Source organism: Ornithinimicrobium cerasi, assembly GCF_003702705.1.
Classification (GTDB): Bacteria; Actinomycetota; Actinomycetes; order Actinomycetales; family Dermatophilaceae; genus Ornithinicoccus; species Ornithinicoccus cerasi.
In genome coordinates this window covers 33,096-57,817 of sequence record NZ_QZMN01000013.1, presented here as the reverse complement: position 1 = coordinate 57,817, position 24,722 = coordinate 33,096, and the positions used below count along the sequence as shown (strand labels likewise).

Genomic DNA, 24,722 nt, shown 5'->3' with positions numbered 1-24,722 from the left:
GGCGTCTGCGGCGGATGGTGGCCCCCATGGGGGCCACGAGTCGCCGCGACGGTGCGCTGACACGCGTCGGGGACCGCGCCCGGTTCAGTCCCCTGACAACCCGATAGGGTGATCCGGTCCGACCGGTGGGGGGAGGCCCGCGGCGGTCGGCGCCAGGCCGCTCGAGGCGGCTGTCCCGTCCGAAGGCCTGAACGAGGAGTCCCATGGATCTCGCGCGTCCCCTGCTCATCGCCGCTGCTGTCGCCGTCGCCCTGCTGGTCCTGATCGTCGTCGCCGTCGCCTACGCCAAGGTCCGGTTCAAGATCGCGACGCCCGACGAGGCGCTCATCATCACTGGTCGCAAGAGCGGCACACCGGTGATCAACCCGGAGACGGGTGAGGAGAGCACCGACCTGTCGGGGCAACGTGTCGTCATCGGCGGCGGCACCTTCGTCAAGCCCATCTTCGAGCAGGTCGCCCGGCTCTCGCTGGCGTCCCAGAGCTTCCCGGTGACGGCCGAGGACGCGACGACCAAGAGTGGTGTGGGGGTCACGCTGCGCAGCATCGCCGTCGTCAAGGTCGGCGGGACCGAGCGGATGGTGCGGGCCGCGGCCCAGCGCTTCGCCGGGCGGAGCCAGGAGGCGGTCATCGAGCAGCAGACCAGCGAGGTCCTGGTCGGCGTGCTGCGCACGATCGCGGGCACGCTCACCGTGGAGTCGATCCTGTACGAGCGTCAGGACTTCTCCAAGGAGGTCAAGGACATCGCCGTCCCGATGCTCGCCGAGCGGGGTCTGGTGCTGGAGAACTTCGAGATCCAGACGGTCGAGGACTCCGGCAACTACATCCGCAACCTCGGGCGTCCCCGGGCGGCCGCGGTGGCACGGGACGCGGAGATCGCGGAGGCGCAGGCCAGCCAGGAGAGCACCCAGCGTTCCAACGAGGCTGCGGTCCAGATCGCGGAGTCCAACAAGGCTCTGGCGCTGCGCAACGCCCACATCGCCCAGGAGACGGCCACGGCGCAGGCCGAGGCGGAGGCGGCGAAGGAGCGTGCCGAGGCAGAGGCTCAGCAGGCCGTCCTCATCGAGCGGGAGCAGGTGGCGCTGCGTCGGGCGGCACTGCGCGAGCAGGAGCTGCAGACCGAGGTCCGCAAGCCCGCCGAGGCGCGCAAGTACGAGGCGGCGCAGGAGGCCGACGCCCGCAAGTACGCCGCGGAGCAGGAGGCGGAGGCGGCCAAGACGTCGGCCATCCGCAAGGCGGAGGCCGAGGCGCAGCGCACGACCGCTCAGGCGGAGGCGGAGGCGCAGGCACTCCGTGCGCGGGCCGAGGCCGCCCTCGTCGAGCAGCAGCGTCGGGCAGAGGGTGCGCTCGCGCTCGCCCGGGCGGAGGCGGACGGGGTCCAGGCCCGCGGCGAGGCCGAGGCCGTGGCCGAGCGGGCCAAGGGTGAGGCGCGGGGCGCGGCGATCAAGGCAGAGTCCGACGCCTACCAGGCCTTCCCCGAGTCCGCCCGCCTGCAGATGGTCCTCGACGCGCTGCCGAGGATGGCGCAGCCCTACGCGGACGCGCTGAGCAGCATCGACGACATCACCGTCATCGACAAGGACGGTGCCTCCAGGCTCACCTCCCAGGTCGCCGTCGGGGTCCAGGAGCTCGGGACGCTCCTGAAGGCGCAGACCGGCATCGACCTGCTCGAGCTCGTCCGCGGCGACCGGTCACGGCCCGACGGGTCCGGAGGGGAGGGTGCTCCCGACCGGGACGAGGACGGTCCTGCGGCGACCTAGACTGCTGGGCATGTCCTCCTCCCGCTCCGTCGCCGTGGTCACCCTCGGGTGCACCCGCAACGAGGTCGACTCCGAGGAGCTCGCGGGACGGCTGGCCGCGGAGGGGTGGACCCTGGTCGAGGACGCGTCCGAGGCCGACGTCGCCGTCGTCAACACCTGCGGCTTCGTCGAGCAGGCCAAGAAGGACTCGATCGACGCGCTCCTGGAGGCCAACGACCTCAAGCGCACCGGGCGCACCCGCAAGGTGGTCGCCGTCGGGTGCATGGCCGAGCGCTACGGCGAGCAGCTCGCCGCCGAGCTTCCCGAGGCGGACGCCGTGCTCGGGTTCGACTCCTACGCCGACATGTCAGGGCACCTCCAGCGCATCCTCGCCGGTGAGCGCCCCGCCTCCCACGTCCCCCGCGACCGACGCACGCTCCTCCCGCTCGCCCCGGCCGCACGGCATACCGCCGGGCAGGGGGTGGCGCTGCCGGGTCACCAGCAACCCACCCCCGAGCCCGAGGTCCCCCTCGGGCAGGTCGCACCGGCCAGCGGCCCCCGCGTGGTGCGCGCCCGGCTGGACGGCCGGCCCTGGGCCCCCCTGAAGATCGCCTCGGGGTGCGACCGTCGCTGCGCGTTCTGCGCGATCCCGATGTTCCGGGGCAGCTTCGTCTCCCGGCGGCCCGAGGAGATCCTCGCCGAGGCCGCCTGGCTGGGGGAGCGGGGCGTCAAGGAGGTCTTCCTGGTCAGCGAGAACACCACCTCCTACGGCAAGGACCTCGGCGACCTGCGGCTGATCGACGCCCTGCTGCCCGAGCTGGCCGGCACACCCGGGGTCGAGCGCGTACGGGTCTCCTACCTGCAGCCCGCGGAGATCCGTCCCGACCTGCTCGACGCGATGGCCCGGACCCCCGGTGTGGCGCCCTACTTCGACATCTCCTTCCAGCACGCGAGCGGGCCCCTGCTGCGCCGGATGCGCCGGTTCGGCGACCGTGCCTCCTTCCTCGCGCTGCTGGACCAGGTGCGGGAGCGGCTGCCCGAGGCGGGTGTGCGCACGAACGTCATCGTCGGCTTCCCCGGTGAGACCGAGGACGACCTCGCCGAGCTGACCGCCTTCCTCGAGGAGGCGAGGCTGGACGTCGTGGGGGTGTTCGGCTACTCCGACGAGGACGGGACCGAGGCGGAGGGCTTCGGGGGCAAGCTCGACGCCGCGACCGTCGCCGAGCGGGTCGCGCGGGTGGGGGCGCTCGTCGAGGAGCTCACCGCGCAGCGGGCCGAGGAGCGGATCGGCAGCGTCGTGGACGTGCTCGTCGAGGGTGTCGACCTCGACGATGCGCAGCCCCGCCTCGTCGGCCGCGCCGGGCAGCAGGGGCCTGACGTGGACGGGGTCACCTACCTGGTCACCGACGACGGGGGTATGCCGCAGCTCGCCCCGGGCGACATCGTCGCCGCCGAGGTGGTCGCCACCGAGGGCGTCGACCTCGTCGCCGTCCCCCTGCCCGGTGCGGGCACCCGACGCGCGGCCGGTGGTCCGGCCCACCCCGAGGAGGGCTGAGCGGTGCTCGGACCCCACGACCCCGACGGCCCCGAGATCGCCACGGCGCCCGAGGCCCCGCAGGCCTCCGCGTGGAACCTGCCGAACGCCCTGACCATGCTGCGGGTCGTGCTCGTGCCCGTCTTCGTCTGGCTGCTGATGCGCGACGCCGGCTACGACGACGACGGCGGGGTCACCGGGTCCTGGGCGGTGGACCGGTGGTGGGCGACCGGGGTCTTCGTGGTCGCGACGGTGACCGACTGGGTCGACGGTGACCTGGCGCGGCGCAAGGGCCTGATCACCGCCTTCGGCAAGCTCATGGACCCGATCGCGGACAAGGCGCTCATGGGGTCGGCGCTCGTCTGTCTCTCGCTGCTGGGTGAGCTGCCGTGGTGGGTGACCGTCGTCATCCTGGTCCGTGAGGTGGGCATCACCCTGATGCGCTTCGTCGTGATCCGCCGGGGCGTCATCCCCGCCAGCCGCGGCGGCAAGCTCAAGACCGTCCTGCAGGCCGTGGGCCTGATCCTCATGCTCACCCCTCTCCTGGGCCTCGTCGGCACCCTGGGGCTGTCGGTGATGTACGCCGCGCTCGTGGTGACCGTGGTGACCGGCGTCGACTACGTCCGGCAGGCCTTCGGCCCGCCGTCGACGTCGTCCGGATGAGCGCCGCGGCGGCGCGCGTCGTTGACCTGCTGAGGGAGGCGGGACAGACGGTCGCGACGGCGGAGTCGCTGACCGGCGGGCTGGTGACGGGGGCGCTGACCGACGTCCCGGGCTCCAGCGACGTCCTCGTCGGTGCGGTCGTGGCCTACGCGCCCGAGGTCAAGGTGCGGCTGCTGGACGTGCCGGCCGAGCTGCTGGCCGTCGAGGGGGTGGTGTCGCAGGCGTGCGCGGAGGCGATGGCCGAGGGGGTGCGGCGCCTCCTCGGGACGGACTGGGGCGTCGCGACGACCGGGGTCGCCGGGCCCGGGCGAAGCGACGGGCACCCGGCGGGGACCGTGCACGTCGCCGTCGTCGGGGAATCCGGGCGGACCCACCGGGCGTTGCACCTGGACGGCGACCGCGACACGGTGCGCAGCAGCACCGTGGAGCTGGCCCTCCGACTGCTCGAGGGGGTTCTGCTCAGCGTCCTGTCAGTGCCGGGAGGTACGGTAGAGGTCTCAGAGCTGGACGTGTCCGGATGAGCGGAGGAGGTTGACGATGGTGCTGCTACGACGTGAGCTCGGTGACGTCCTGCGCGAGAAGAGGCAGGGTCAGGGGCGCACGCTCCGCGAGGTCAGCTCCCTCGCCGCCTGCTCCCTGGGTTACCTGTCCGAGGTCGAGCGCGGCGAGAAGGAGGCCTCCTCCGAGCTGCTGGCCTCGATCTGCCGGGCCCTGGACGTGCCGCTGTCGGAGATGCTCTCCGACGTCGCCGGCCGAGTCAGCCTCGCCGAGGCGTCCCAGATCCAGATGACCGCGCTCCTGAACGACGGCCTGGCCCAGCCGATCCGCTCGCGGTCGGTGTCCCCGGGCCGCAACGCGGTCGTCTCCGCCGCCTGACCGGCAGCAGACGCCGACTCTCCCCGGGTGGTTGGCCCCCGCACCCTCAGGCCGGGACCGGTGTGACCCCCACCCGGTAGCCCCACGCGGGCAGCTCCCACACCGAACCCTCCGCGTAGTCCACCGGCGCACCGTCGAACGCGTCGACATACCCCAGCTCCTGCCCGGGCGCCGCGGCGAGGGTGACGCGCGCGGGTCGGTCGGAGAGGTTGAAGGCTGCCACCACCGCGTCCCCGGTGCCGTGCACGCGCACGAAGCTGATGACCTGGTCCTCCCCGTCGTTGGGGACCCGCTCCATCCGGGCGCCCCAGGCGGCGTTCCACAGCGCCGGGTGCGCCTTCTTCAGCGAGAACAGGGTGCGGTAGAGCTCGCCCTGCGGGTCCTCGCGCCAGGTGATCTCGTCCTTGTCGAAGAAGGTCAGCCGCCGGTCGTTGCCGGCCTCCTGGCCGTTGTAGACCATCGGGATGCCCTCGGAGACGACGGACATCACGACGGCGGCGTCAAGCATGGGGCCGAACTGCTCGTACTCCGTCCCCTCCCACGCGTTCTTGTCGTGGTTGGAGACGAACAGCATGCGCATCGCGTCGGCGGGGTGGGCCCGCTCGTTCCAGGCGTAGTAGACCTTGAGGTCCGCCGCGCTCGCGCGGCCCGTGGCGATGTGGTGCATGGTCTGGTTCCACGACCAGGCGTAGGTGGCGTCGAAGGCCCCGACGTGCAGGTCCCGGTTCTCCCACTCGGCGAGCAGGAACACGGGCTTGACCGCCTCCAGCTCGGCGCGGGCCGTCTCCCAGAAGTCGACCGGCACGTAGCCCGCGACGTCGCAGCGGAAGCCGTCGACGTCGGCCTCGCGCACCCAGTAGGCCATCGCCCCCGCCATGTACTCGCGCAGCCCCGGCTGGTCGTAGTCGAGGTCGATGACGTCGTCCCAGTCCCACCACGGGGTGGGCACGAAGTTGCCGCGCCAGTCCTTGCGGTACCACTCGGGGTGCTCACGGGTCAGGGGGTTGTCCCAGGCCGTGTGGTTGGCCACCCAGTCGACGATCACCCGCATCCCGAGGTCGTGCGCGGCGGCGACGAAGGCGCGCAGGTCCTCGAGGGTGCCGAACTCGGGGTTCACCGCGAGGTAGTCCTGGACGGCGTAGGGGGAGCCGAGGACGCCCTTGCGGTTCTCCTCGCCGATGGGGTTGACCGGCATCAGCCAGAGGATGTCGACACCGAGGTCGCGCAGGCGGGGCAGGTGCTCCTGCGCCGCGGCGAAGGTGCCCTCGGGCGTGAAGTGGCGCTGGTTGATCTGGTAGATCACCGCGTCGCGGCTCCACTCGGGGTGGGTGAGGCGGACAGGGGCAGCAGGGGTGAATCGCTCGTCGACGGGCACGGTCGACCAGCCTAGTGCCGGCCGGGGCCGGCCGCTCACTCGTAGCTGCGCCTCCCGTGGCCCAGCGGCGTCTGCCGGGCGCCCCCGTCGGTCGGCGCCCGCCCGCCCTGGCAGGTGGGGCAGTAGAACATCACCCGTTCCTGGGGCTGCCGGCCGATGGTCGCCAGCCGGACCGTGGTCCCGCATCGCTTGCAGGGCAGCCCGACCCGGCCGTGGACCCAGGCGTCGTCGGCGTTGACGTCGGCCCTCCCGGTGATCGTCGTCCGACCGGTCCGGCAGCTGAGCACGAGCATGCGCCGCGCGGTCGCGAGCAGCTGGCCGACCTGCTCCTCGCCGACCTCGCCGACCGGTGACCAGGGGTGCACGCCGTGCACGAAGAGCGGCTCGGCCGTGAAGATGGTGCCCATCCCCGCGACGTTGCGCTGGTCGAGCAGCGCCTCCGTCACGGTGCGCCCCGGGTCGGCGAGCACGTTCGCCCGGGCCAGCGCCTCGTCATACCCGGGGTCGAGGAGGTCCGGGCCGAGGTGGCCGACGACCCGGTCCTCCTCGCTGGTGCGGACCAGGTCGAGCATGCCGAGGCTGTCCCCGACCGCCACCCGCTCGCCGGTCCACAGCAGGGCCCGCACGGTATGCCGCGCGGACAGCGCGTGCCGGCGCGCCACCGGGTGCACCCGCCAGGAACCCTCCATCCGCAGGTGGCTGTGCAGGGTGAGGTCTCCCTCCACCCGGTGGAGAAGGTGCTTTCCCCGGGGCACGACCTCGATGGTGCGGCGGCCGGACAGGTCGCTGGTGGCCACCGCGGGCACCCGCAGGTCGCTGCCCTCGAGGACCTGCCCGGCCAGCCCGCGGTGCAGCCGGCGGGCGGTGCGCCAGACGGCGTCGCCCTCAGGCACCCGGCGCCCGTCCCTGCGCGTGGTACTCGACGTTCGGGACCATGGCCAGGGCGGTGGAGATGCGGTTCGTCATGTTGAACATGCCGATGACCTGGACCGCCTCGAGGATCTGGTGGTCGTCCAGCCCGACCGCCCGCAGCGGCGCCAGGTCCTCGGGGGTGACGTCGGCGGGGGTGAGCGTGAGCTTCTCCGCGTAGTCCGCGAGCGCCGTCTCCCGGTCCGGCAGGTCCGCCTGCCGCCAGTTCACGGCGACGAGGTCGGCGGTGACCGGGTCCCCGGTGTGGTGGCGCAGCGCCGCCCCGTGCGAGACCGCGCAGTAGGTGCACCGGTTGAGCCCGCTGACCACGACGGCGAGGAGCTCTCGCTCGGCGTTGGTCAGGTGGCCCTCCTTGTTGACGAGGAGGTTGAAGTAGCTCCACCAGGCCTGGAACTGCTCGCCGTTGTACGCCTGCGCCACGAAGACGTTGGGCACGAAGCCGAAGACCTCCCGCGACCTGTCCCACAGCCGGCGCACTCCGTCCGGCACGTCCTCCGCGGAGGGGAGGGGCAGGGCGGAGATCGAGGGGTCGGCGGCGGTGCTCATGGGGTCAATCTAGGACGCCGCGCCGGCGGTCCCGCCCCGGGGGAGCCGTCCCGGCCAGCCGCTATGCTCGCGACCACCGGCCGCCAGGTCGGACCCGCCGACGACGTCGAGGAGGGGCCGGGCCACATGGACGACGACGCCGAGGGCCGGCCCTCGCCGCTCGCCGCCTGGGGCGTGGCCGCCGGCCTCGGGCTCCTGGCGCTGCTCGCCACCTCGCTCGCCAACTCCCTGCTGGCCGAGCGCTTCGCCGACGCCGTCCGGCCCGACGACCTGCTCTTCGAGCTGCTCCCGTACGTCCGCCCGGCGCGCTGGCTCACCGTCCTCGCGCTCGTCCTCGGCTTCGCGATCCTCCTTGTCGACCTGCTGCGGCGAGACCTGCACCGGCTCCCTGCCGTCGGCACGGTGTTCGCGGTGATGTACCTGCTGCGGGCCGGGATCATGGTGCTCACCCCCCTCGCTCCCGCCCAGGGGGAGGGGCCCTTCATCTTCACGCCGCAGAACTACGGGATGTTTCCCTCCGGCCACGTCGCCGCCATGACCCTGCTGGCCCTGCTCACCCCGGTGGACCGGCCCGGTCTGCGGCGGCTCCAGTGGCTCCTGGTCCTCCTCATGTCCGCGGGGCTGCTGCTCGCCCGCGGGCACTACTCGATCGACGTGGTCGGCGGCTTGCTCCTGGCCTCCTTCGTCGTGCACACGTGGCGGCACGGACGGCTATTCGCGCGGCTGTCGCGGGTCACCGGCGCCTGACCGGTGCCGCACCCGTAGGCTCACCACCATCGGTCGCTGCCGCGGATCGCGGCTGTCACCGGAGGAGGACGGATGTTCTGGACGGGTCGACGGCTGGCGCGCGGGCGGCGTGACGGGCGGCTCGTGACGGACCTGCCGACCATGCGCCGGGTCGTCCCGCACCTGATGCGGACCCGGGTGGAGTCGACGGTCTACTACCCCCAGCGCCTGGACGTGGACCGCCTCGTCCACTGGCTCGAGGTCGTCAACGCCGACCGTCCGCAGCAGGAACGGCTGCGCTTCTTCCACGTCTTCCTCACCGCCCTGGCCCGGCTCTACCTCCTGCGGCCCGAGCTCAACCGGTTCATCGCCGGGGTCGGCGGGCGCACCTACGAGCACCGCGACATCACCTTCTCCTTCACGGTCAAGCAGGCTCTCACCGACGAGGCGCCGGAGGTGCAGGCGCAGCTCCGCTTCACCGGGACCGAGACCGTGGACGAGGTGCGCGAGATGGTCGACACCGTCCTGGCGCGCTCCCGCGGCGCTGACCGCGACGACACCGACCGGCTCGTCGACACCCTGGGCCGCCTCCCCGGTCCGGTCCTGGCGGGAGTCGCCCGGACGGTCTGGACCCTGGACGGCCTCAACCTGCTGCCGCGTGTCCTGCAGGACGCGATCCCCGTCTACGCCAGCGCCTACCTGGTCAACCTCGGCTCCCTCCAGGCGGAGGCGCCGTTCCACCACCTCTACCAGCAGGGCACGGCCACGGTGTTCGTCTCGATCGGCACGATCCGGCCCGAGCCGGTGGTCGACGCCGACGGCGCGGTCGTGGCGCGCCGGCGGGTCGACGTGGTCTACACCGTCGACGAGCGGGCCACCGACGGGTTCTACCTGGTGCGCAGCGCCCAGATCCTCCAGGCGATGTTCGAGGACCCCGACGTCCTCACCCGGCGGCCCGGCTGAGGCGGCGTCCGGGCACGGCCATGACCAGCAGGCTGAGCACGACCACAGCGATCCCCGTGGTTGTGAGCGGCGCCAGCCTCTCGCGCAGGACCAGCACCCCGAGCAGCGTCGCGGTCACCGGTTCGGCGAGGGAGAGGGTCGCCACCGTGCGTGCCGACAGGTGCGAGAGCCCCCGCTGGAACAGCAGGTAGGACACACCGGTCGCGACGACACCCAGCCACAGCACCATGAGCACGCCCGGGCGGGTGGTCAGCCAGCCGAGGTCCGTCACGAGGAGGGTGGGGGCCAGGAGCACGGCACCCAGGGCGAAGAAGGCGGCCATCACCGTGGTCCCGCGGACCCCACGCACCAGGAGGGTCCGGGCGGCGACGGTGTAGCCCGCGTACGACACCCCGGCCCCCGCGGCAGCGACCAGCCCGAGGGGGTCGGGCGTGTCCGTTGCGGCGCCGGCTCCCGTGCCGAGCACCAGCAGGCCGACCCCCACGACCGCGCCGCTCGTCGCGACCGCCCAGCGGGCGTCCGGCCGCTCCCCGAGGAGGAGCCCGAGCAGCCCGGTGGCCAGCGGGGCGACCCCGAGCGCGACGACGGTGCCGACCGCCACGCCCGCGCGGTCGACGCCGACGAAGAAGCACGCCTGGTAGGCCGCCACGCAGACCCCGCCGAGCAGCACCACCGCGGGGCCGGGGAGCCTGCCGGGGAGCCCGGAGCCGGTCAGTGCCGGCCCGGAGGGGCGGCGGAGGGCGAGCACTCCGAGGACCAGGGCACCGAGCAGGATGCGCAGCGCGCCGACGGTGACGGGGTCCGTGCCGTCCGGGCCGAGTTCCTGTGCGGTCCCGGTCGTCCCCCACAACGCGGCGGCGCCGACCGCGGCCAGCGCCGCACCGGGAGAGCTGTTCCGTCGCGTCACCGGCACAGTGGACCACACGCCTCAGCGCTGGTCGGGCGGCCCCTCCAGGTGGAGCCGCTCCCCGGCCCAGTCCTCCCGCAGCCACCGGTCGTGGGTGGCCACGAGGACGGCGCCGGGGTAGTCGGGCAGGGACAGCTCGAGCTCGGAGACGAGCAGCAGGGACAGGTGGTTGGTCGGTTCGTCCAGGAGCAGCACGTCCGGCGGGTCGGCGAGCAGGACCGCCAGGTCCAGGCGCCGGCGCTGACCGACGCTCAGCGTCCCGACCGGCCGGTTCTCGTCCCGTCCGGCCACCAGGCCGAACGACGACAACGGGGTGAGTCCGGCCAGGCCGGCCCCGACCGCGGCCGCGTAGCTGGCCCGGACGCTCCGTCCGGGGTCGCGCCGGACGGGCTCCTGGGCGAGCAGCCCGACCCGCAGCCCCGGGATCCGGGTCACCGAGCCGGCGTGGGGTGAGAGCTGGTCGGCCAGGACGGAGAGGAGCGTGGACTTCCCGGAGCCGTTCGCGCCGGTGACCAGCAGGCGCCCACGCGCGGGGAGGCTCAGGCTCGTCGGTGCCAGGCGCCCCGGGACCGACACGGCGTCCGCCGAGAGCACGGGCGGGGCGGCGTCCGCCCGGGCGGCCGGACGGCTCCCGGGCGGCCCGAGCCCGCGGAAACGCAGTCGCGCGGGGGGCCTGCGGACCTGTCCCTCCTCCAGCCTCGTCAGCGCGGTCCGTGCGTCGTCGACGCGGCGCGCCACCACCTTGGCGTTGCGGTCGGCGTAGAACTTCCTGCTGCTACGCACCTCGCTGGGTGGCGGCCGGTCGACGTGACCGACGGTGTGGACGTCCCGCAACCGGGCCCGCAGCCGCGCCAGCTCCGCCTGCTCCTCCCGGTACCTGCGCGACCACCGGGCCCGCTCGTCCCGCCGCTGCCGCAGGTATGCCGTGTAGCCGCCGGTGAACCTGGTCACCCCGAAGCCGGAGCCGGGTGAGTCCAGGTCGTACCGGACGAGCGCGTGGGGCGTCGGCGCGGGGTCGAGGTCGAGGAGAGTGGTGGCGACCTCGTCCAGGAAGGCCCGGTCGTGGCTGGCCACCAGCACGGGGCCGGACCATCCGCGCAGCAGCTCGACGAGGAGGGCGGTGCCCTCGTCGTCGAGATGGTTGGTCGGCTCGTCGAGGAGCAGCGTGTCGGGGGAGCGCAGCAGCAGCCAGGCCAGCGACAGGCGGGACACCTGCCCGCCCGAGAGAGCCTCGGCCCGTCGCCCGCGTGCGAGCCCGCCCAGCCCCAGTCCCGCCACCACCCGGTCGACGCGGTGGTCGACGTCCCAGGCGTGGCGACGACCGGCGGCCTCGATCGCCTCGGGGAGGCGGGTCGCCGCGCCGTGGTCGCCGTCCGCCAGGGCCTGCCCCTCGTGCTCTACGCGGAGCGCGAGACCGCGGACCTCGGCCACGGCGTCGTCCAGCACCTCCGCGACGGTCAGGCGAGGGGAGAAGGGTGGTTCCTGGTGGAACAGCCCGACGGTGCCGGGTGCGGAGACCGTGCCGGCGTCGGGCACGTCATACCCCGCGGCGATGCGGAGCATCGTCGACTTCCCCGAGCCGTTCTCGCCGACGAGGCAGGCCACCTCGCCCGCGGGCACGACGAAGGACACGTCCGTGAGGACGCGACGGTCGGGGAAGGAACGTGAGACACCGTCGACGCGCAGGTGGTCCGACCGGGTCGAGGTGGGGGTGGGGAGCAGGAACGGCTGGGTCATGGCACTCCGGAGGTCGGGTCGGGGCCCCGTTCGCGCGCGTCGGGTGCGGCGGCGCAGCGGGTGCGGCGGGTGCGGCGCTCAGGACATCCACATGCGGCAGACGCTAGGGCGGGGTCCTGCCCGGAGGCAACACCTTTCCGCTGGGCCCGGGTCGCCGGCCGGGCGCCCACGGTGGTGGACCAGCTGTGGGCCTCGGTCCACGGACCCGATCGGTGCGGCCTACCGGCGCAGTCTCAGGCCCTGCGGCGCCGTGTGGAAGCCGGCCTCCACCAGGGCGGTGGCGAGGGGGGAGGCCGAGCCGATCGAGGGCGCGCCGTCGACCCGGGCGATCGTCAGGCTGCGCAGCGCGCCCGACCGCACCACGCCCACGAGGGACGTCGCCACCGCGCCCCACACCGCGGCGTCCGGCAGGTCGACCGGCGGGGGGAAGGTCAGCGCGGTGCGACCGCCGCGCTCGAGGTAGAGCACGAGGGCCCCGTCGACGAGGACGACCATGGACCCCGCCTTGCGACCGGGCCGGTGGGTGGCCGCCACGGTGTCGGCCGGGCCTCCGCTCGATGACCCGTCCGGGGCCTCGCCGGCCTGCCGGTCGGGCCAGGGCACGCTTGCGCCGTAGGGGTTGGCCGGGTCGGTCGCCGCCAGCAGCACCACCTCCGCAGCCCGCCCCGGCTGGTCCGCCCCCGCGCCGCCCTCCAGCGCGCGGAGCCGGTCGATCGCCCCGGCCGTGCCGAACTGCGCCGCCCCGAGGCCCTCGACCACGTAGCCCCGCCGCACCCGCCCGGCCTCCTCCGCGCCCGCCAGCACGCGGTAGACCCCGGCATACCCGCCGGCGATCCCCTCCGCGACCACCGACCCCCGGGTGAGGACGCCGTAGCGGTCGAGGAGCTGCTCGGCGGTGGCGAGCGAGCGGACGGTCGGGTCGGTCTCGACCGGCGGCAGGAGCGACCAACGCCCGGTGGCGCTGGGCGGGCCGGAGCGGACCGGCATGGCCGGGCGGGAGGGACGCTGGCCCAGGGCCACGGACGAGCGGGACCACCGCCCGGCACGGGCAGGTGCCCGGCGGGCGCGGTGGGCCGTCCGGCCGCCCCCGAGGAGGGCTCGCACGGGCGCGAAGGTGTCCGCGCTCACGTGTCCGGACCACACGAGGTCCCACAGCGTCGTGACCAGCGCCTGGTCGTCGGTCAGGGAGAGTGCGTCGGAGAGCGAGCGGAAGAGGTAGGCGCCCCCCGGCACCCGCTCCAGCAGCTCGAGCACCCGGGCGGTGGCCTCGTCCTGCAGGGGCTCGGGAGGGGACAGCGTCAGGTATGCCGTGTCCGCCAGGTGGAAGGAGACCCACCCGTCGTCCCCGGGCAGGCTGGCGTGCCCCTGCCAGAGCACCTCGCCGGACGTCATCAGCTCGTCGAGCAGCGCGGGGGAGTAGTCGCGCACCCGCGCCGGGAGGATCAGGGACTCGACGGCCGAGGCCGGCAGGCGGGCGCCGGCGAGCTGCTCCACGGCACGCAGCACGCCGTCGACCCCGCGCAGCTGCTCGCCCTCCCCGGCGCCGAGCAGGGTCGCCCCCTGCCAGCGCGGCAGGAACCGGGCGTAGGACGTCTGCGGGACGGGCTCGACCTCCTGGCGCAGGGCGGCCAGCGAGCGTCGGCGCAGCAGCCGGAGCACCTCGGCGTCGCAGAGGTCCTCGGCGCCCGTCCCGTGCGGGACCAGCGCACCCTCGGCGAGCCGGCCCGCGGACGCGAGCCTGCGGGTGGCGTCGCGCACGACCGCCGGCCCGAGCCCGAGCCGCGTCGCGAGGTCCGGCAGGGTGAACGGGGTGTGCGTGCGGGCGTAGCGGACGACGAGGTCGCCGAGCGGGTCGTCGACACCCTCGAGGTAGGCGGCCGGCACCCCCACCGGGATGGCCGTCCCGAGGGCGTCGCGCAACCGGGCCGCGTCCTGGGCGTCCGCCCACCGCTGCTCACCCGCGACCCGCACCTCGATCACACGTCGGGCCTCGGCCAGGTCCGACAACCAGCCGGGGACGGCGTCGCGGACAGGTTCCTGGCTGCGGGCCAGGACCTCCCCGGTCGACAACGGCCCGAGGACCCGCAGGAGGTCCAGCACGTCCTGCGCGTCGCGGGCGGCGCGCTCGGGGGTCAGTCGCTGCAGCTCGGCCTCGGTCCGGGCGACGACCTCCGGGTCGAGCAGGTCGCGCAGCGAGGCACCCTCGCCCCGTCCCAGCAGCTCGGCCAGCAGGGCGGGGTCGAGGGAGAGCGCGGCTGCGCGGCGCTCGGCCAGGGGTGAGTCACCCTCGTAGAGGTACTGGGCGATGTAGCCCATGAGCAGGGACCGGGCGAAGGGTGACGGCGCGGTGCTCGCCACCGGCACGACCCGGACCTCCCGGCTCGCGACGCGTCGCATGAGGTCCACGAGCGCGCTGACGTCGAAGACGTCCTGGACGCACTCGCGGACCGCCTCGAGGACGATCGGGAAGGTGGGGTAGCGGGCGGCAACCTCGAGCAGCTGCGCCGACCGCTGCCGCTGCTGCCACAGGGGCTGGCGTCGGCCGGGGTTGCGGCGCGGCAGCAGCAGAGCCCGGGCCGCGCACTCGCGGAACCTCGAGGCGAAGAGCGCCGAGCCGCCGATCTCCTGCGTGACGAGGTCGGCGACCTCCTCCGGGTCGAGGGTGAGCAGCTCGGCGATCTCGGCGTCCAGCCGCGCCTGCTCCTCGCGGGAGTCGGTCCGGGACCCGGACTCGTCCCACCCCCCGAGGTCGGGCAGGCGCAGCACGATGCCGTCGTCGGCCGCGAGCGCCTGCACGTCGGTGCCGTAGCGCTCGCGCATCCGGGCAGCCAGGCACAGCGCCCAGGGTCCGTGCACCGGACGGCCCCACGGCGAGTGGACGACCACGCGCCAGTCGCCGATCTCGTCCCGGAACCGCTCCACGACGACGGTGCGGTCGTCGGGCAGGTGCGAGGTGGCCTGCCGCTGGTCGTCGAGGTAGGTGACGAGGTTGTCGGCCGCCCACGGGTCGAGGCCGTGCCCGGCGAGCTCCTCCAGGGCGGCGGTGCGCGGCATACCCGCGACCCTGCGCACGAAGGCGCCCACGGCGGCCCCCAGCTCCGCCGGACGGCCCTGCGCCTCGCCCTTCCAGAAGGGCAGCCGCCCGATCTGCCCCGGCGCGGGGGTGACGAGCACCTGGTCGTGGGTGATGTCCTCGATGCGCCAGCTCGTCGTGCCCAGCGTGAAGACGTCACCGACGCGGGACTCGTAGACCATCTCCTCGTCGAGCTCGCCCACCCGACGGCCCGGGCCTTCGCCGGTGGCCAGCATGACGGCGTAGAGGCCGCGGTCCGGGATCGTGCCGCCGGAGGTGACGGCCAGCAGCTGGGCGCCGCGCCGCGCGGTGAGGGTGTCGGTGACCCGGTCCCACTCCACGCGCGGTCGCAGGTCGGCGAAGTCCTCGCCCGGGTAGCGGCCCGCCAGCATGTCGAGCACGGCCTCGAAGAGCGCCCTCGGCAGCGCGGCGAAGGAGGCGGCGCGGCGCACGAGGTCGAAGAGCTCGGCGACCGACCAGTCGTCCATCGCCACCATCGCCACGACCTGCTGGGCGAGCACGTCGAGCGGGTTGGCGAGGACGTGGAGCTGCTCGATCATCCCGGCGCGCATCCGCTCGACGACGACCGCGGTCTGGACGAGGTCGGCGCGGTGCGTCGGGAAGAACACGCCCTCGCTCACCGCCCCCACCTGGTGTCCCGCCCGGCCCACCCGCTGCAGACCGGAGGCCACGCTCGGCGGGCTCGCGACCTGGACCACCAGGTCGACGGCCCCCATGTCGATGCCGAGCTCCAGGCTGCTCGTGGCGACGACCGCGGGCAGCTGGCCGGTCTTGAGGGCGTCCTCGATGATGGCGCGCTGCTCCTTGCTCACGGAGCCGTGGTGGGCGCGGGCGAGGGCCGGTGCGGCGCCCCGGCTGGCTCCGGACTGCGCCATCACCTGCGTGGGGGCGGCGGGGGTATGCCGTGCGCGGCGCCCCTGCGCCGGACCTTCCGGCCCGTCCCCGGTGCCGTCGGGCGTCTCCTGGCGCTCCTCCCAGTCCTCGTTGAGCCGGGCGGTGAAGCGCTCGGCGACCCGGCGCGAGTTGGTGAACACGAGGGTGGAGGTGTGCCCGGCGATGAGGTCGGTGACCCGCCGTTCGACGTGGGGCCAGATGGAGGCGCGCTCCGCAGGGTCCTGCGAGGGCGCCCACACGTCCTCGGCGACCTGGCCGTCGTCGTCGAGGTCGGGGAGCTGGGGGCCCGGGCCGGTCGCCCAGTCGTCCGGATGCTCGACGCGGTCCTGAGCTGTCGTCCGGCGGGCGGGTGGGGCGGCCGGGACGTCGGCCTGCTCGGTCGCCCCCGGGTCGGCCATGTCCGGCACCGGCACGACCACCTGCAGGTCCCACCGCTTGGTGGAGGGGGGCTGGACGGTGGTGACGGGGCGCCCGCCCGCGAGGTAGCGCGCCACCTCCTGCACCGGACGGACCGTGGCCGACAGGCCGATGCGCTGGGCGGGGCGTTCGAGGAGTGCGTCCAGACGGTCGAGGGTGATCGCCAGGTGCGCCCCCCGCTTGGTGCCCGCCACCGCGTGCACCTCGTCCACGATGACGGACTCCACGCCGCTCAGCGCGGCCCGGGCCTGGGAGGTGAGCAGGAGGAACAGCGACTCCGGGGTGGTGATGAGGATCTCCGCCCCCTCCCGCGCGAAGGTCCGGCGCTCCGCGGCGGGAGTGTCGCCGGAGCGGACGGCCACGGAGACGGCGGGGGACGGCATACCGAGTCGGGTGGCGGCGTGGCCGATGCCCACCAGCGGTGAGCGGAGGTTGCGCTCGACGTCGACGGCGAGCGCCTTGAGCGGGGAGACGTAGAGGACGCGGCAGCGACCTCTCTCGACCTCGGCCGCGCCCCGGTCGGCCGCCGGTGCTGGCGTGGACCGGCGGGCGCGCGCCCGCTCCGCGGACCGTGGCGTCGGGGGCGGCGAGGTGACGATGCGGTCGATGGCCCAGAGGAAGGCGGACAGTGTCTTTCCCGAGCCGGTGGGGGCGACGACCAGGGTGTGCTCCCCGCGGCTGATCGCGTCCCAGGCGCCGGTCTGGGCGGCGGTGGGACCGGGGAAGGACGCCGTGAACCACGCCCGCGTGGCGGGGGAGAAGCGGTCGAGGACCGCTGCGTGGTCCAGGTGCTGGGTGGTCACGCGCTCACTGTGCCACCCGGCACCGACAGACGTCGTGCAGATCAGTCCCGGTCGCCGGACTGCGGGACCAGACGACGCCGCTTGCCCAGGTCCACCCGGTTGCCGTAGGCGCCGGTCACCTGCGGCACGGCGGGCCGCTCCATGTCACGCACCTCGTGGTGCAGGGTCCGGTAGGTCGGACGCCACAGCTTCAGCGCGACGAGCGGCTTCTGCCACCAGGCGAGGTCCTGCCGAGTGCTCACGAGTCCTCCAGGGGTCGGGGTGTCTTCGCCCATTCTGTCATCCCCCAGGACGGCCGGGACCGCGGCTGGGCCGCGGTCGCGAGGCTCAGTGGCGGAGGTGCTCGACCGGACGGTAGCTCTCGCCGACGCTGGCCAGCGCACGGCCGCCGCGGCCGACAGTCCGGGCCAGCCCGGAGGGGGTGGCGCCGCGGGAGCCGACGGCCCGGCCCAGGAGGAACAGCGCGATGACGGACAGGGTGAGGAGCAGGACCAGCTCGGGCACGGGGGCCTCCGGGGAAACGGTGCGGGTGGTGGCCGGACGACCACCGTGAACAACATTTGCAGGTTCATCTGATTAGCACAAGTCACCTGAACTACCGGGTATGTGTAAGGATGACTACATGTTTAGTCCGGAGCAGCTGATGACTCTGCAGGCCGTCGTGGAGGAGGGGACGGTGCAGGCCGCCGCGGACCGGCTGCGGGTGACGCCGTCGGCCGTCAGCCAGCAGCTGGGGCGGCTGCACCGGGCCGTGGGTCATCCGGTGATGGTCCGCCGGGGTCGACGGCTCGTCCCCACGGACGCCGCCGCCGTGCTCGTCGACGCGGCCCGGGAGCTGCAGGGCCTCGACGAGCGGACGCGCGCCCGCCTCGAGGCGCTCCGGGAGGAGGTGGCCGGCCCTCTCGTGCTGGCCGGCTTCCCCACGGCGCTGCTCGGCCTGGTCGTCCCTGCGGTCGGGCTGCTCGCCGCGCGCCACCCGGACCTCGAGCTCACCGTCCACGAGATGTCGCCCGAGGCGTCCATGCACGCGCTGCGACGGGGTGAGGTCGACATCGCCGTCGTGCACGACTGGACCGACCGCGAGGTCGTGGTCGGCGGCGGGGTGCAGGCCCACCTGCTGGGTCTGGACCCGGTGGACCTCATCGCCCCCGGGTCCTCCCGGTTGAGGGCCGGGCCGGACGGGGTGGACCTGGACGACCTCCGGGACCATGTGTGGGTGGACGACTCCCCGGGCGTCTACAGCGACTGGCTGCGCGGTGCGCTCACGGCGCGCGGGCTGGAGCACCGGATCGGCGCGACCGTCGAGTCCTCGGCGCCCCGGCTGGCCCTCGTGTCCCAGGGGTTCGGGCTGTGCCTGCTGCCCCGGCTGGGGCGGGAGTCGTTGCCGGAGGGGCTCGTGGGCCTGCCGTTGGCCGAGGCGCCGACCCGTCGGATCCACGCGGTGCACCGGGAGGACAGCGCCCGGCGCCCGGCGGTGGCGGTCGCGCTGTCCGCCATGCGGGAGGTGTGGCGGGAGCAGGAGTCGCTGCCCGACGGCTGAGGTCGCGGCCCCGGCGCGTCCCCGTCGAATAACCCGTGGAGGTGCGTCGGTGCTCACGCCTACGCTGGAGCACGCCATGCGCGACTTTCCCCCGAACGTGACTGCCTGGACGCCAGGCTCGTCCGCCACGCCCGACACCCGCAGCCCGGGCCGCTACCTGTGGTGGCTCCTGCGGCAGCAGACCGACCTCATGCTGGCGGCCTGCCTCTGCAGCCTGGTCTGGATGCTGCCCACCGCGCTCACCCCGTGGGTCTTCGGCCGGGCGATCGACGAGGGCATCGTGGCCGGCGACGTCGACCGGACCCTGCTGTGGTGCCTCGTGCTGCTGGGCATCACCCTGGTCGGGGCGAGCAGCGGCGTCTTCTACCACACCGTGGTCGTGCGCTCCTGGCTCGTCGCGTCCTACGGCCAGACCGGCCTGGTCACCAACAAGACGACCCGGATGGGCCACGTCCTCACCCGCCGGGCACCGACCGGCGAGGTCCTGTCGGTCAACGGCAGCGACGGGGAGCAGTTCGGCCACTTCGTCGAGATCGTCTCGCGCCTCGTCGGCAACGTCATCGCGTATGCCGTGGTGGCCCTGATCGTGCTGAACATCTCGGTCCCGCTCGGGCTGGTCGTCCTCCTGGTCGCGCCCCTGCTCGTGCTGGTCTCGACGGTGCTCCTGCGACCCCTGTCGGCCGCCCAGACGCGCGAGCGCTCGCGGGACTCCGAGCTCACCTCGATGGCGACCGACATCGTCGCCGGGCTGCGGATCCTCCGCGGTATCGGCGGGGAGCGGATCTTCGGCGACAACTACGCCGCGCAGAGTCAGCGGGTGCGCCGCGCCGGGGTCCAGGCGGGTGGGTGGGCAGCCTTCGTCGAGGCGGTCGGCGTGCTCCTCTCGGGCCTGTTCGTCGTCGCGCTCATGGTGCTCGGCGTGCGCGCCGTCGGACGCGGGGAGCTGCAGATCGGCCAGCTGGTGACCTTCCTCGGCTACGCGCTCTTCCTCGTGCAGCCCATCAGGGTGGTCTTCGAGGCGGCCCAGCAGATCACCCGCTCCTTCGTCGCCGCCCGCAAGACCATCGGCGTGCTCGGCACGCCGGACCCGTGGCCGGCACGCCCCCCGTCGGCGCTCGACCCGGCCGACGACCTGGTGGACGAGGAGAGCGGGCTGAGCGTGCGGCCGGGCCGGCTGACCATGGTGGTCAGCGCGCTCCCCGACGACTCCGCGGCCCTCGCCGACCGGCTCGGACGCTACCTCCCCGGGAGCGACACCCTCTCCGCGGAGGAGGACGACGAGGCGTCCGGGCGGGCGGCCAGGCGGGCCCGCCGGGAGCGCGAGCTGGCCCGGGCCCGGCTGGCCGCCCGGGACGAGGAGCGCGCCTCCCGGCCGTGGGGCGTGCGTCTCGGGGGCGTCGACCTCGCCGACGTCCCGCTCGAGGCGGTGCGGCGGACCGTCCTCGTCAGCGACACCGGCGCGCACGTGTTCGCCGGCACGCTGCAGGACGCGGTCGACCCGCACCGTCGGCTGACCCGGGAGCAGGCCGAGTCGGCACTGCACGCGGCCGCGGCGGAGGACGTCTTCGACATCGTGCCCGGCGGGTGGCAGGGCTTGCTCGACGAGCGCGGCCGGGGGCTGTCGGGGGGTCAGCGCCAGCGGCTGGTCCTCACCCGGGCCCTCGCCGCGGACGCCCCCGTCCTGGTGCTGGTCGAGCCCACCTCCGCGGTGGACGCCCACACCGAGGCCCGGATCGCCGAGCGGCTCCCGGAGCACCGGCAGGGTCGGACCACCGTCGTGATGACCGCCTCACCCCTCCTCTTGCACCACGCCGACGAGGTGGTGCTGCTCGAGGACGGCCGCGTCGTGGCGGTCGGCACCCACGACGAGCTCGTGGCCACGCACGAGGGCTACCGCCGCACCGTGCTCCGCGGCGGCGACACCGACGCAGCCGTTCCGGCGGAGGCGGGGACGACCTCCGCACCGCCCGTCGGGACGACGACCGAGGTGGCGGGGGCTGCGCCAGCAGCCCCGAGGCTCCCGGTGCACGGCGGACCCGACACGTGGGAGGTGCCTGCCCCGACCGACCAGCCCCACGTCATACCCGAGCACCACCCCGAGGAGGTGACCCACCGATGAGCCTGGACACGCACCTGGGCGCCGACCCCGTGCGCGCCGCCGAGTCGGCACGCACCTGGCGCGAGGCGGGCGAGCGGGCCCCCGCCGTGCCCCCGGACCTGCGTCCTCCTCCCCGCGGCACGGTCAGCCTGCGGGAGCGGCACCGGCTCCTGTGGCAGCGGCACCGGCTGCGCCGGGAGCGGGCCCGAGCCAACCTCCTGCAGAGCCGGACGCCGGTGCGGGGCCTGCCCGTCGCGGCGCCGCGCACCGTCGTGGACTACCTGCGCGACCTGCTGCGCCGCCGTGCCTGGCTCGTCACCCTGGTGACCCTCGCGAACGCCCTGGCTGCCGCGGCCGGCCTGGCCGTGCCCTTCCTCCTGGGCCGGCTCGTGGACCGCGTCGTCGCCGCCCAGGGCGGTCCGGCGCCCGGTGTCGTCACCGACCTCGCGCTGGTGGTCGTGGGGATCCTCGTCGCGCAGGCCGTGCTCACCTTCACCGCCAAGTGGCTGGCGTCGGTGCTCGGGCAGGACGTGCTCGCGGAGGCGCGCGAGCACGTCATCCGGGCCGTGCTGCGGCTCCCCCTGGGCAAGGTGGAGTCCGCCAGCACCGGAGACCTGGTGACGCGGGTGACGCGGGACGTCGGGTCGATGAGCTCGGCCGTCCGGTGGGCGCTGCCCGAGTTCATCATCGGGGTGGTGACGGTGCTGCTCACCGTCGTGGCGATGGTGCTCAACTCCTGGGCCCTCGCCGTGCCGACGCTGGTCACGGCGTCGCTGTCGCTGTGGCAGGTGCGTCGCTACCTGCAGCACGCCCCGGCCGCCTACCTGCTGGAGGGTGCGACCTACTCGCTCATCAACACGTCGTTGACCGAGACCGTCGAGGGGTCCCGCACCGTGGAGGCCTTCGGGCTGCAGGAGGAGCGCCGGCGCGCCTCGCTCGAGGACGTCGAGGTGAGCGCGCAGGCCGAGCGCTACGGCCTGACCCTGCGCAACATCCTCTTCGCGGTGATGGACATGGCGTTCTCGCTGCCGCGGGTCATCACCCTGGTGGTCGGTGCCGTCCTCTACGCCCAGGACGCGGTGACGCTCGGCCAGATCACCGCCGCGATGCTCTACATCGAGACCTTCTACGGCCCCTTCGACCGCCTCGTCGGCACAGTGGACCAGCTGCAGGTGGGGGTGGCGTCGACGACGCGCCTCCTCGGGATCGCCGAGGTCCCGCCCGACCGGACCGCCGGCGCGGCCAGGCCGGTCGGGAGCGAGCTGGCCGGTCGGGACCTGCGCTACGCCTACCGCGAGGGTCAGGACGTCCTGCACGGGGTCGACCTCGAGCTGGCGCAGGGGGAGCGGCTGGCGATCGTCGGGCCCTCGGGATCCGGCAAGTCCACCCTCGGCCGGCTCCTGTCCGGCATCCACGGGCCCCGCTCGGGCTCGGCGACGGTCGGTGGGGTCGAGCTGGTCGAGCTGCCGCTGGACCTGCTGCGTCGCGAGGTCGCCCTCGTCACCCAGGAGCACCACGTCTTCCGCGGCTCGGTGCGCGACAACGTCGTGCTGGCCCGGGACGGCTCCTCCGACGAGGAGGTATGGCGTGCCCTCGCCACCGTGGACGCCGCCGGCTGGGTGCGGGCCCTGCCCCAGGGGCTGGACACCGTGCTGGGCTCGGGCCACCAGGCGCTCACGCCGGCGCAGGCCCAGCAGGTGGCGCTGGCCCGGCTGATCCTCGCCGACCCGCACACCCTGGTCCTGGACGAGGCCACCTCGCTGATCGACCCGCGGACGGCCCGGCACCTGGAGGGGACGATGAGCGCGCTGCTCACCGGGCGGACCGTCGTCGCGATCGCCCACCGGCTGCACACCGCCCACGACGCCGACCGGATCGCGGTCGTGCAGGAGGGTCGCATCGTCGAGCTGGGCAGCCACGACGAGCTCATGGAGCAGGACGGCGAGTACGCCGCCCTGTGGCGGGCCTGGACCAGCTGACCCGGGCCTGGGTGGGTCGGCGTCGCGTCAGTCGGCGTCGGCCGCGAGCTTGCCCAGGGTCCTCGGGCGCAGCCTCTCGTCGGCCTTCTGACGCAACCGGCGAGGGGTGAGACCGACCTGGCGGTTGTACCCCTCCACGATCGCCACGCGCAGCTCGCGGGCGGTGAGGTAGGGGTCCTCCTCGTCGGTGACGATCACGTCGACCAGCCCCTGGTGGCGCAGGTCGTCCGCGGAGGCACGCATCGTCTCCAGGGTCATCGCCACCTGCTCGACGCTCGGGTTGGACTCGTTGTAGAGGATGGTCGCCGTCGAGCGCGGCTCGGAGACGAAGCCCAGGGCGCTGTCGAGCATGACGGTGTGGCGGCCGAACGGTGTCGTCGCGAGCCCTCCGCCGCTGCCCATCGCCCCGGCGATGACCGACACGGTGGGGAACGGGTGGGAGGCGGAGGTCTTGATGCTCTGGGCGATCGCGCGGGACTGGCCTCGGCGCTCCGCGGCCATGGTCGGCAGGGCCCCGAGGGTGTCGGTGAAGAAGACGATGGGCAGCCCCCAGCGCTGGGCCGCCTGCATCATGCGGACGCCGTACTCGAAGTCCTCGGGGCCGGGGTTGGCGGGGGACTTGCCGACGTAGCCCGCGGAGACCTGGTAGCACGGCTGGTCGCCGATGACCATGAAGGTGGTGTCCCCGATGATGCCGAGCCCGGCGATGATGTTGGGGTACTTCTTCTCCTCCTCGAACCGGAGGTGGTTGTAGAAGGGCACCGCGGAGTCGAAGACGTTCTGCAGGTAGAACTCGGTGTCGAGCCGTCCGGCGCCCGCGGCGATCTCGTTGTAGCGGGCCATCAGCGCCTCGCGGGGCGGGGTGTCTGGCTGGTCGCGGCGGGCGCGGGGCACCTGCACGACCTGCTCGGTCACCTGGTGGTCCCACAGCGCGGCGCTGAAGCCCTCCGGTCCCGTGGTCACGGGCCGTCCGCCCGGCAGGACGTCAGCGGGGCGCGTAGGCCCCTCGGACCGGGCCCGGATCCGGTGCGTCGACCGGCCGGCGTCGAAGATCCGACCGAGCCACTCGATGAGCTCGTCCACGTCCTTCACCAGGAGGTCGACGTTGCGGTCCAGGTAGTTGGCCTCCGCGCTCTGCATGCCCTTGGGCACCGCCCGGCCCTCGAAGGTCTCGATCACCCGGCGCCCGGCGAAGCCGTAGTCGGTCCCCTCGAGGGCGACGACGAGGTCCGCGACCGGGACCGCGCTGGCGGACATGCCGCCCCAGACCTGGCCCGCGAGCACCGAGATGTAGGGGCGGTTGGTGGTGTGCTGGAACTTGTTGGCCGCCGCGGCCATACGCTGCATCTGGATCAGCCCGAGGACGTTCTCGTGCTGCCGGACGCCGGAGGAGGCGCCCATGCTGACCAGCGGCAACCTCTCGCGCTCGGCCAGCTCGGCGGCCTGCACGAACTTCTCCCCGGCCACCTCGCCCAGCGACCCTGCGAAGAAGGCCCAGTCCACGACGTAGACCACGGCTCGCTGGCCGTTGAAGTGCCCGATCCCGAACTTGGCCGACTCGGTCGAGCCGCTGCGTGCCTCCGCGTTGAGCAGCTTGTCCCGGTAGTGCTCGATGGTGTCGCCCACGCGGCGCTGCAGGCCGATGAGGTCGTCGACGACGCGCATGTGGCCGTGCCGCTCCTGCAGGTTGACCGCCTCCAGGAACCTGCCGATCGCCTTGGTGGGGTTGAGCCCGGGGCGGGTCTCGTACAGCGTGGAGACCGTGCGCGGGACGACCGGGCGGCGGTCGAGGAGGTCGCGGGTGACGCCGCCGTCGCCGGTCTCGTAGTCGGCGTGGGCGTCCGGGTGGGGCCTGCCGGGCTGCTCGTCCCGCACATCGCTCATTCGAGAGAGGCTAGCAGCGC

Annotated in this window: 19 protein-coding genes; 10 read left to right on the top strand and 9 right to left on the bottom strand. The window is 74.0% G+C overall.

Going from position 1 to position 24,722, the window contains the following annotated elements; genetic code table 11:
• The first annotated feature begins 203 nt into the window (after nucleotides 1-203).
• The 5 genes from D4B81_RS14615 to D4B81_RS14595 are packed head-to-tail and all read left to right on the top strand — an operon-like array spanning nucleotide 204 to nucleotide 4,809.
• Nucleotides 204-1,757 carry a flotillin family protein gene (locus tag D4B81_RS14615; RefSeq protein WP_122263413.1) on the top strand — a complete coding sequence of 518 codons (1,554 nt, stop codon included), beginning with the start codon at nucleotides 204-206 and terminating at the stop codon, nucleotides 1,755-1,757.
• A gap of 10 nt (nucleotides 1,758-1,767) precedes the next feature.
• The gene (rimO, locus tag D4B81_RS14610) at nucleotides 1,768-3,291 is read left to right on the top strand and encodes a 30S ribosomal protein S12 methylthiotransferase RimO (protein ID WP_122263411.1); all 1,524 of its coding nucleotides are present in this window, start codon (nucleotides 1,768-1,770) and stop codon (nucleotides 3,289-3,291) included.
• Between the two features lie 3 nt (nucleotides 3,292-3,294).
• Entirely contained in the window at nucleotides 3,295-3,933 is a 639-nt protein-coding gene (gene pgsA, locus D4B81_RS14605; RefSeq protein ID WP_122263409.1) for a CDP-diacylglycerol--glycerol-3-phosphate 3-phosphatidyltransferase, read from the top strand.
• A complete protein-coding gene (locus tag D4B81_RS14600) occupies nucleotides 3,930-4,454 on the top strand; it encodes a CinA family protein (protein ID WP_122263407.1) in 525 nt (174 codons plus the stop codon). Before pgsA ends, D4B81_RS14600 begins: the two co-directional genes overlap by 4 nt.
• A 16-nt stretch (nucleotides 4,455-4,470) precedes the next feature.
• Nucleotides 4,471-4,809, top strand: coding sequence for a helix-turn-helix domain-containing protein (locus D4B81_RS14595; RefSeq protein ID WP_097187988.1), 339 nt, complete (start codon nucleotides 4,471-4,473; stop codon nucleotides 4,807-4,809).
• Nucleotides 4,810-4,855: 46 nt separating this feature from the next.
• Here D4B81_RS14595 and D4B81_RS14590 read toward each other — a convergent pair whose 3' ends face one another.
• Genes D4B81_RS14590 through D4B81_RS14580 form a run of 3 tightly spaced genes read right to left on the bottom strand, consistent with a single transcriptional unit; the run spans nucleotide 4,856 to nucleotide 7,660 of the window.
• Complete coding sequence (locus tag D4B81_RS14590; RefSeq protein WP_122263405.1) at nucleotides 4,856-6,184, bottom strand: alpha-amylase family glycosyl hydrolase; 1,329 nt, start codon at nucleotides 6,182-6,184, stop codon at nucleotides 4,856-4,858.
• A 35-nt stretch (nucleotides 6,185-6,219) separates the two neighbouring features.
• Entirely contained in the window at nucleotides 6,220-7,077 is an 858-nt protein-coding gene (locus tag D4B81_RS14585; RefSeq protein ID WP_122263403.1) for a DNA-formamidopyrimidine glycosylase family protein, read from the bottom strand.
• Nucleotides 7,070-7,660, bottom strand: coding sequence for a peroxidase-related enzyme (locus D4B81_RS14580; RefSeq protein ID WP_122263402.1), 591 nt, complete (start codon nucleotides 7,658-7,660; stop codon nucleotides 7,070-7,072). Before D4B81_RS14580 ends, D4B81_RS14585 begins: the two co-directional genes overlap by 8 nt.
• A 63-nt stretch (nucleotides 7,661-7,723) precedes the next feature.
• On the opposite strand from D4B81_RS14580, the gene D4B81_RS14575 reads away from it, so the two are divergent.
• Both D4B81_RS14575 and D4B81_RS14570 read left to right on the top strand, forming a co-directional pair.
• Nucleotides 7,724-8,407 (top strand): phosphatase PAP2-related protein, encoded by a 684-nt coding sequence (locus D4B81_RS14575; RefSeq protein ID WP_122263400.1) that lies wholly within the window; start codon nucleotides 7,724-7,726, stop codon nucleotides 8,405-8,407.
• 72 nt (nucleotides 8,408-8,479) lie between these two features.
• Nucleotides 8,480-9,349 (top strand): 2-oxo acid dehydrogenase subunit E2, encoded by an 870-nt coding sequence (locus D4B81_RS14570; RefSeq protein ID WP_122263398.1) that lies wholly within the window; start codon nucleotides 8,480-8,482, stop codon nucleotides 9,347-9,349.
• Here D4B81_RS14570 and D4B81_RS14565 read toward each other — a convergent pair.
• The 5 genes from D4B81_RS14565 to D4B81_RS18205 all read right to left on the bottom strand — a co-directional run bounded on the left by D4B81_RS14565 (nucleotide 9,330) and on the right by D4B81_RS18205 (nucleotide 17,705).
• On the bottom strand, nucleotides 9,330-10,256 hold the full coding sequence (locus D4B81_RS14565) for a DMT family transporter (RefSeq protein ID WP_202613711.1): 927 nt from the start codon (nucleotides 10,254-10,256) through the stop codon (nucleotides 9,330-9,332). The genes D4B81_RS14570 and D4B81_RS14565 overlap by 20 nt on opposite strands.
• A 21-nt stretch (nucleotides 10,257-10,277) precedes the next feature.
• The gene (locus D4B81_RS14560; RefSeq protein WP_122263396.1) at nucleotides 10,278-11,993 is read right to left on the bottom strand and encodes an ABC-F family ATP-binding cassette domain-containing protein; all 1,716 of its coding nucleotides are present in this window, start codon (nucleotides 11,991-11,993) and stop codon (nucleotides 10,278-10,280) included.
• Between the two features lie 219 nt (nucleotides 11,994-12,212).
• The gene (locus D4B81_RS14555) at nucleotides 12,213-17,201 is read right to left on the bottom strand and encodes an Lhr family ATP-dependent helicase (RefSeq protein WP_237566021.1); all 4,989 of its coding nucleotides are present in this window, start codon (nucleotides 17,199-17,201) and stop codon (nucleotides 12,213-12,215) included.
• 41 nt (nucleotides 17,202-17,242) lie between these two features.
• Nucleotides 17,243-17,443 (bottom strand): hypothetical protein, encoded by a 201-nt coding sequence (locus D4B81_RS14550; protein WP_122263394.1) that lies wholly within the window; start codon nucleotides 17,441-17,443, stop codon nucleotides 17,243-17,245.
• Nucleotides 17,444-17,528: 85 nt separating this feature from the next.
• Nucleotides 17,529-17,705, bottom strand: coding sequence for a hypothetical protein (locus D4B81_RS18205; RefSeq protein WP_161965186.1), 177 nt, complete (start codon nucleotides 17,703-17,705; stop codon nucleotides 17,529-17,531).
• Nucleotides 17,706-17,823: 118 nt separating this feature from the next.
• On the opposite strand from D4B81_RS18205, the gene D4B81_RS14545 reads away from it, so the two are divergent.
• Genes D4B81_RS14545 through D4B81_RS14535 form a run of 3 tightly spaced genes read left to right on the top strand, consistent with a single transcriptional unit; the run spans nucleotide 17,824 to nucleotide 22,818 of the window.
• Nucleotides 17,824-18,741 (top strand): LysR family transcriptional regulator, encoded by a 918-nt coding sequence (locus D4B81_RS14545; protein WP_161965185.1) that lies wholly within the window; start codon nucleotides 17,824-17,826, stop codon nucleotides 18,739-18,741.
• 49 nt (nucleotides 18,742-18,790) lie between these two features.
• Entirely contained in the window at nucleotides 18,791-20,860 is a 2,070-nt protein-coding gene (locus D4B81_RS14540) for an ABC transporter transmembrane domain-containing protein (RefSeq protein ID WP_237566020.1), read from the top strand.
• Entirely contained in the window at nucleotides 20,857-22,818 is a 1,962-nt protein-coding gene (locus tag D4B81_RS14535) for an ABC transporter ATP-binding protein (protein WP_202613710.1), read from the top strand. Before D4B81_RS14540 ends, D4B81_RS14535 begins: the two co-directional genes overlap by 4 nt.
• Before the next feature lie 27 nt (nucleotides 22,819-22,845).
• Here the strand turns inward: D4B81_RS14535 and D4B81_RS14530 are convergent, their stop codons facing one another.
• Nucleotides 22,846-24,702: a carboxyl transferase domain-containing protein gene (locus D4B81_RS14530; RefSeq protein ID WP_097187976.1), complete on the bottom strand. Its 1,857-nt coding sequence runs from the start codon at nucleotides 24,700-24,702 to the stop codon at nucleotides 22,846-22,848.
• Between the last annotated feature and the right edge of the window lie 20 nt (nucleotides 24,703-24,722).

Bases quoted from the DNA above. Each gene is read 5' to 3' on its own strand.
- D4B81_RS14545 (WP_161965185.1), top strand. From the start codon at position 17,824: ATGTTTAGTCCGGAGCAGCTGATGACTCTGCAGGCCGTCGTGGAGGAG.
- D4B81_RS14580 (WP_122263402.1), bottom strand. From the start codon at position 7,660: ATGAGCACCGCCGCCGACCCCTCGATCTCCGCCCTGCCCCTCCCCTCC.
- D4B81_RS14600 (WP_122263407.1), top strand. From the start codon at position 3,930: ATGAGCGCCGCGGCGGCGCGCGTCGTTGACCTGCTGAGGGAGGCGGGA.
- D4B81_RS14530 (WP_097187976.1), bottom strand. From the start codon at position 24,702: ATGAGCGATGTGCGGGACGAGCAGCCCGGCAGGCCCCACCCGGACGCC.
- D4B81_RS14595 (WP_097187988.1), top strand. From the start codon at position 4,471: ATGGTGCTGCTACGACGTGAGCTCGGTGACGTCCTGCGCGAGAAGAGG.
- D4B81_RS14535 (WP_202613710.1), top strand. From the start codon at position 20,857: ATGAGCCTGGACACGCACCTGGGCGCCGACCCCGTGCGCGCCGCCGAG.
- D4B81_RS14615 (WP_122263413.1), top strand. From the start codon at position 204: ATGGATCTCGCGCGTCCCCTGCTCATCGCCGCTGCTGTCGCCGTCGCC.
- D4B81_RS14575 (WP_122263400.1), top strand. From the start codon at position 7,724: ATGCTCGCGACCACCGGCCGCCAGGTCGGACCCGCCGACGACGTCGAG.
- rimO (WP_122263411.1), top strand. From the start codon at position 1,768: ATGTCCTCCTCCCGCTCCGTCGCCGTGGTCACCCTCGGGTGCACCCGC.
- D4B81_RS14560 (WP_122263396.1), bottom strand. From the start codon at position 11,993: ATGACCCAGCCGTTCCTGCTCCCCACCCCCACCTCGACCCGGTCGGAC.
- D4B81_RS14570 (WP_122263398.1), top strand. From the start codon at position 8,480: ATGTTCTGGACGGGTCGACGGCTGGCGCGCGGGCGGCGTGACGGGCGG.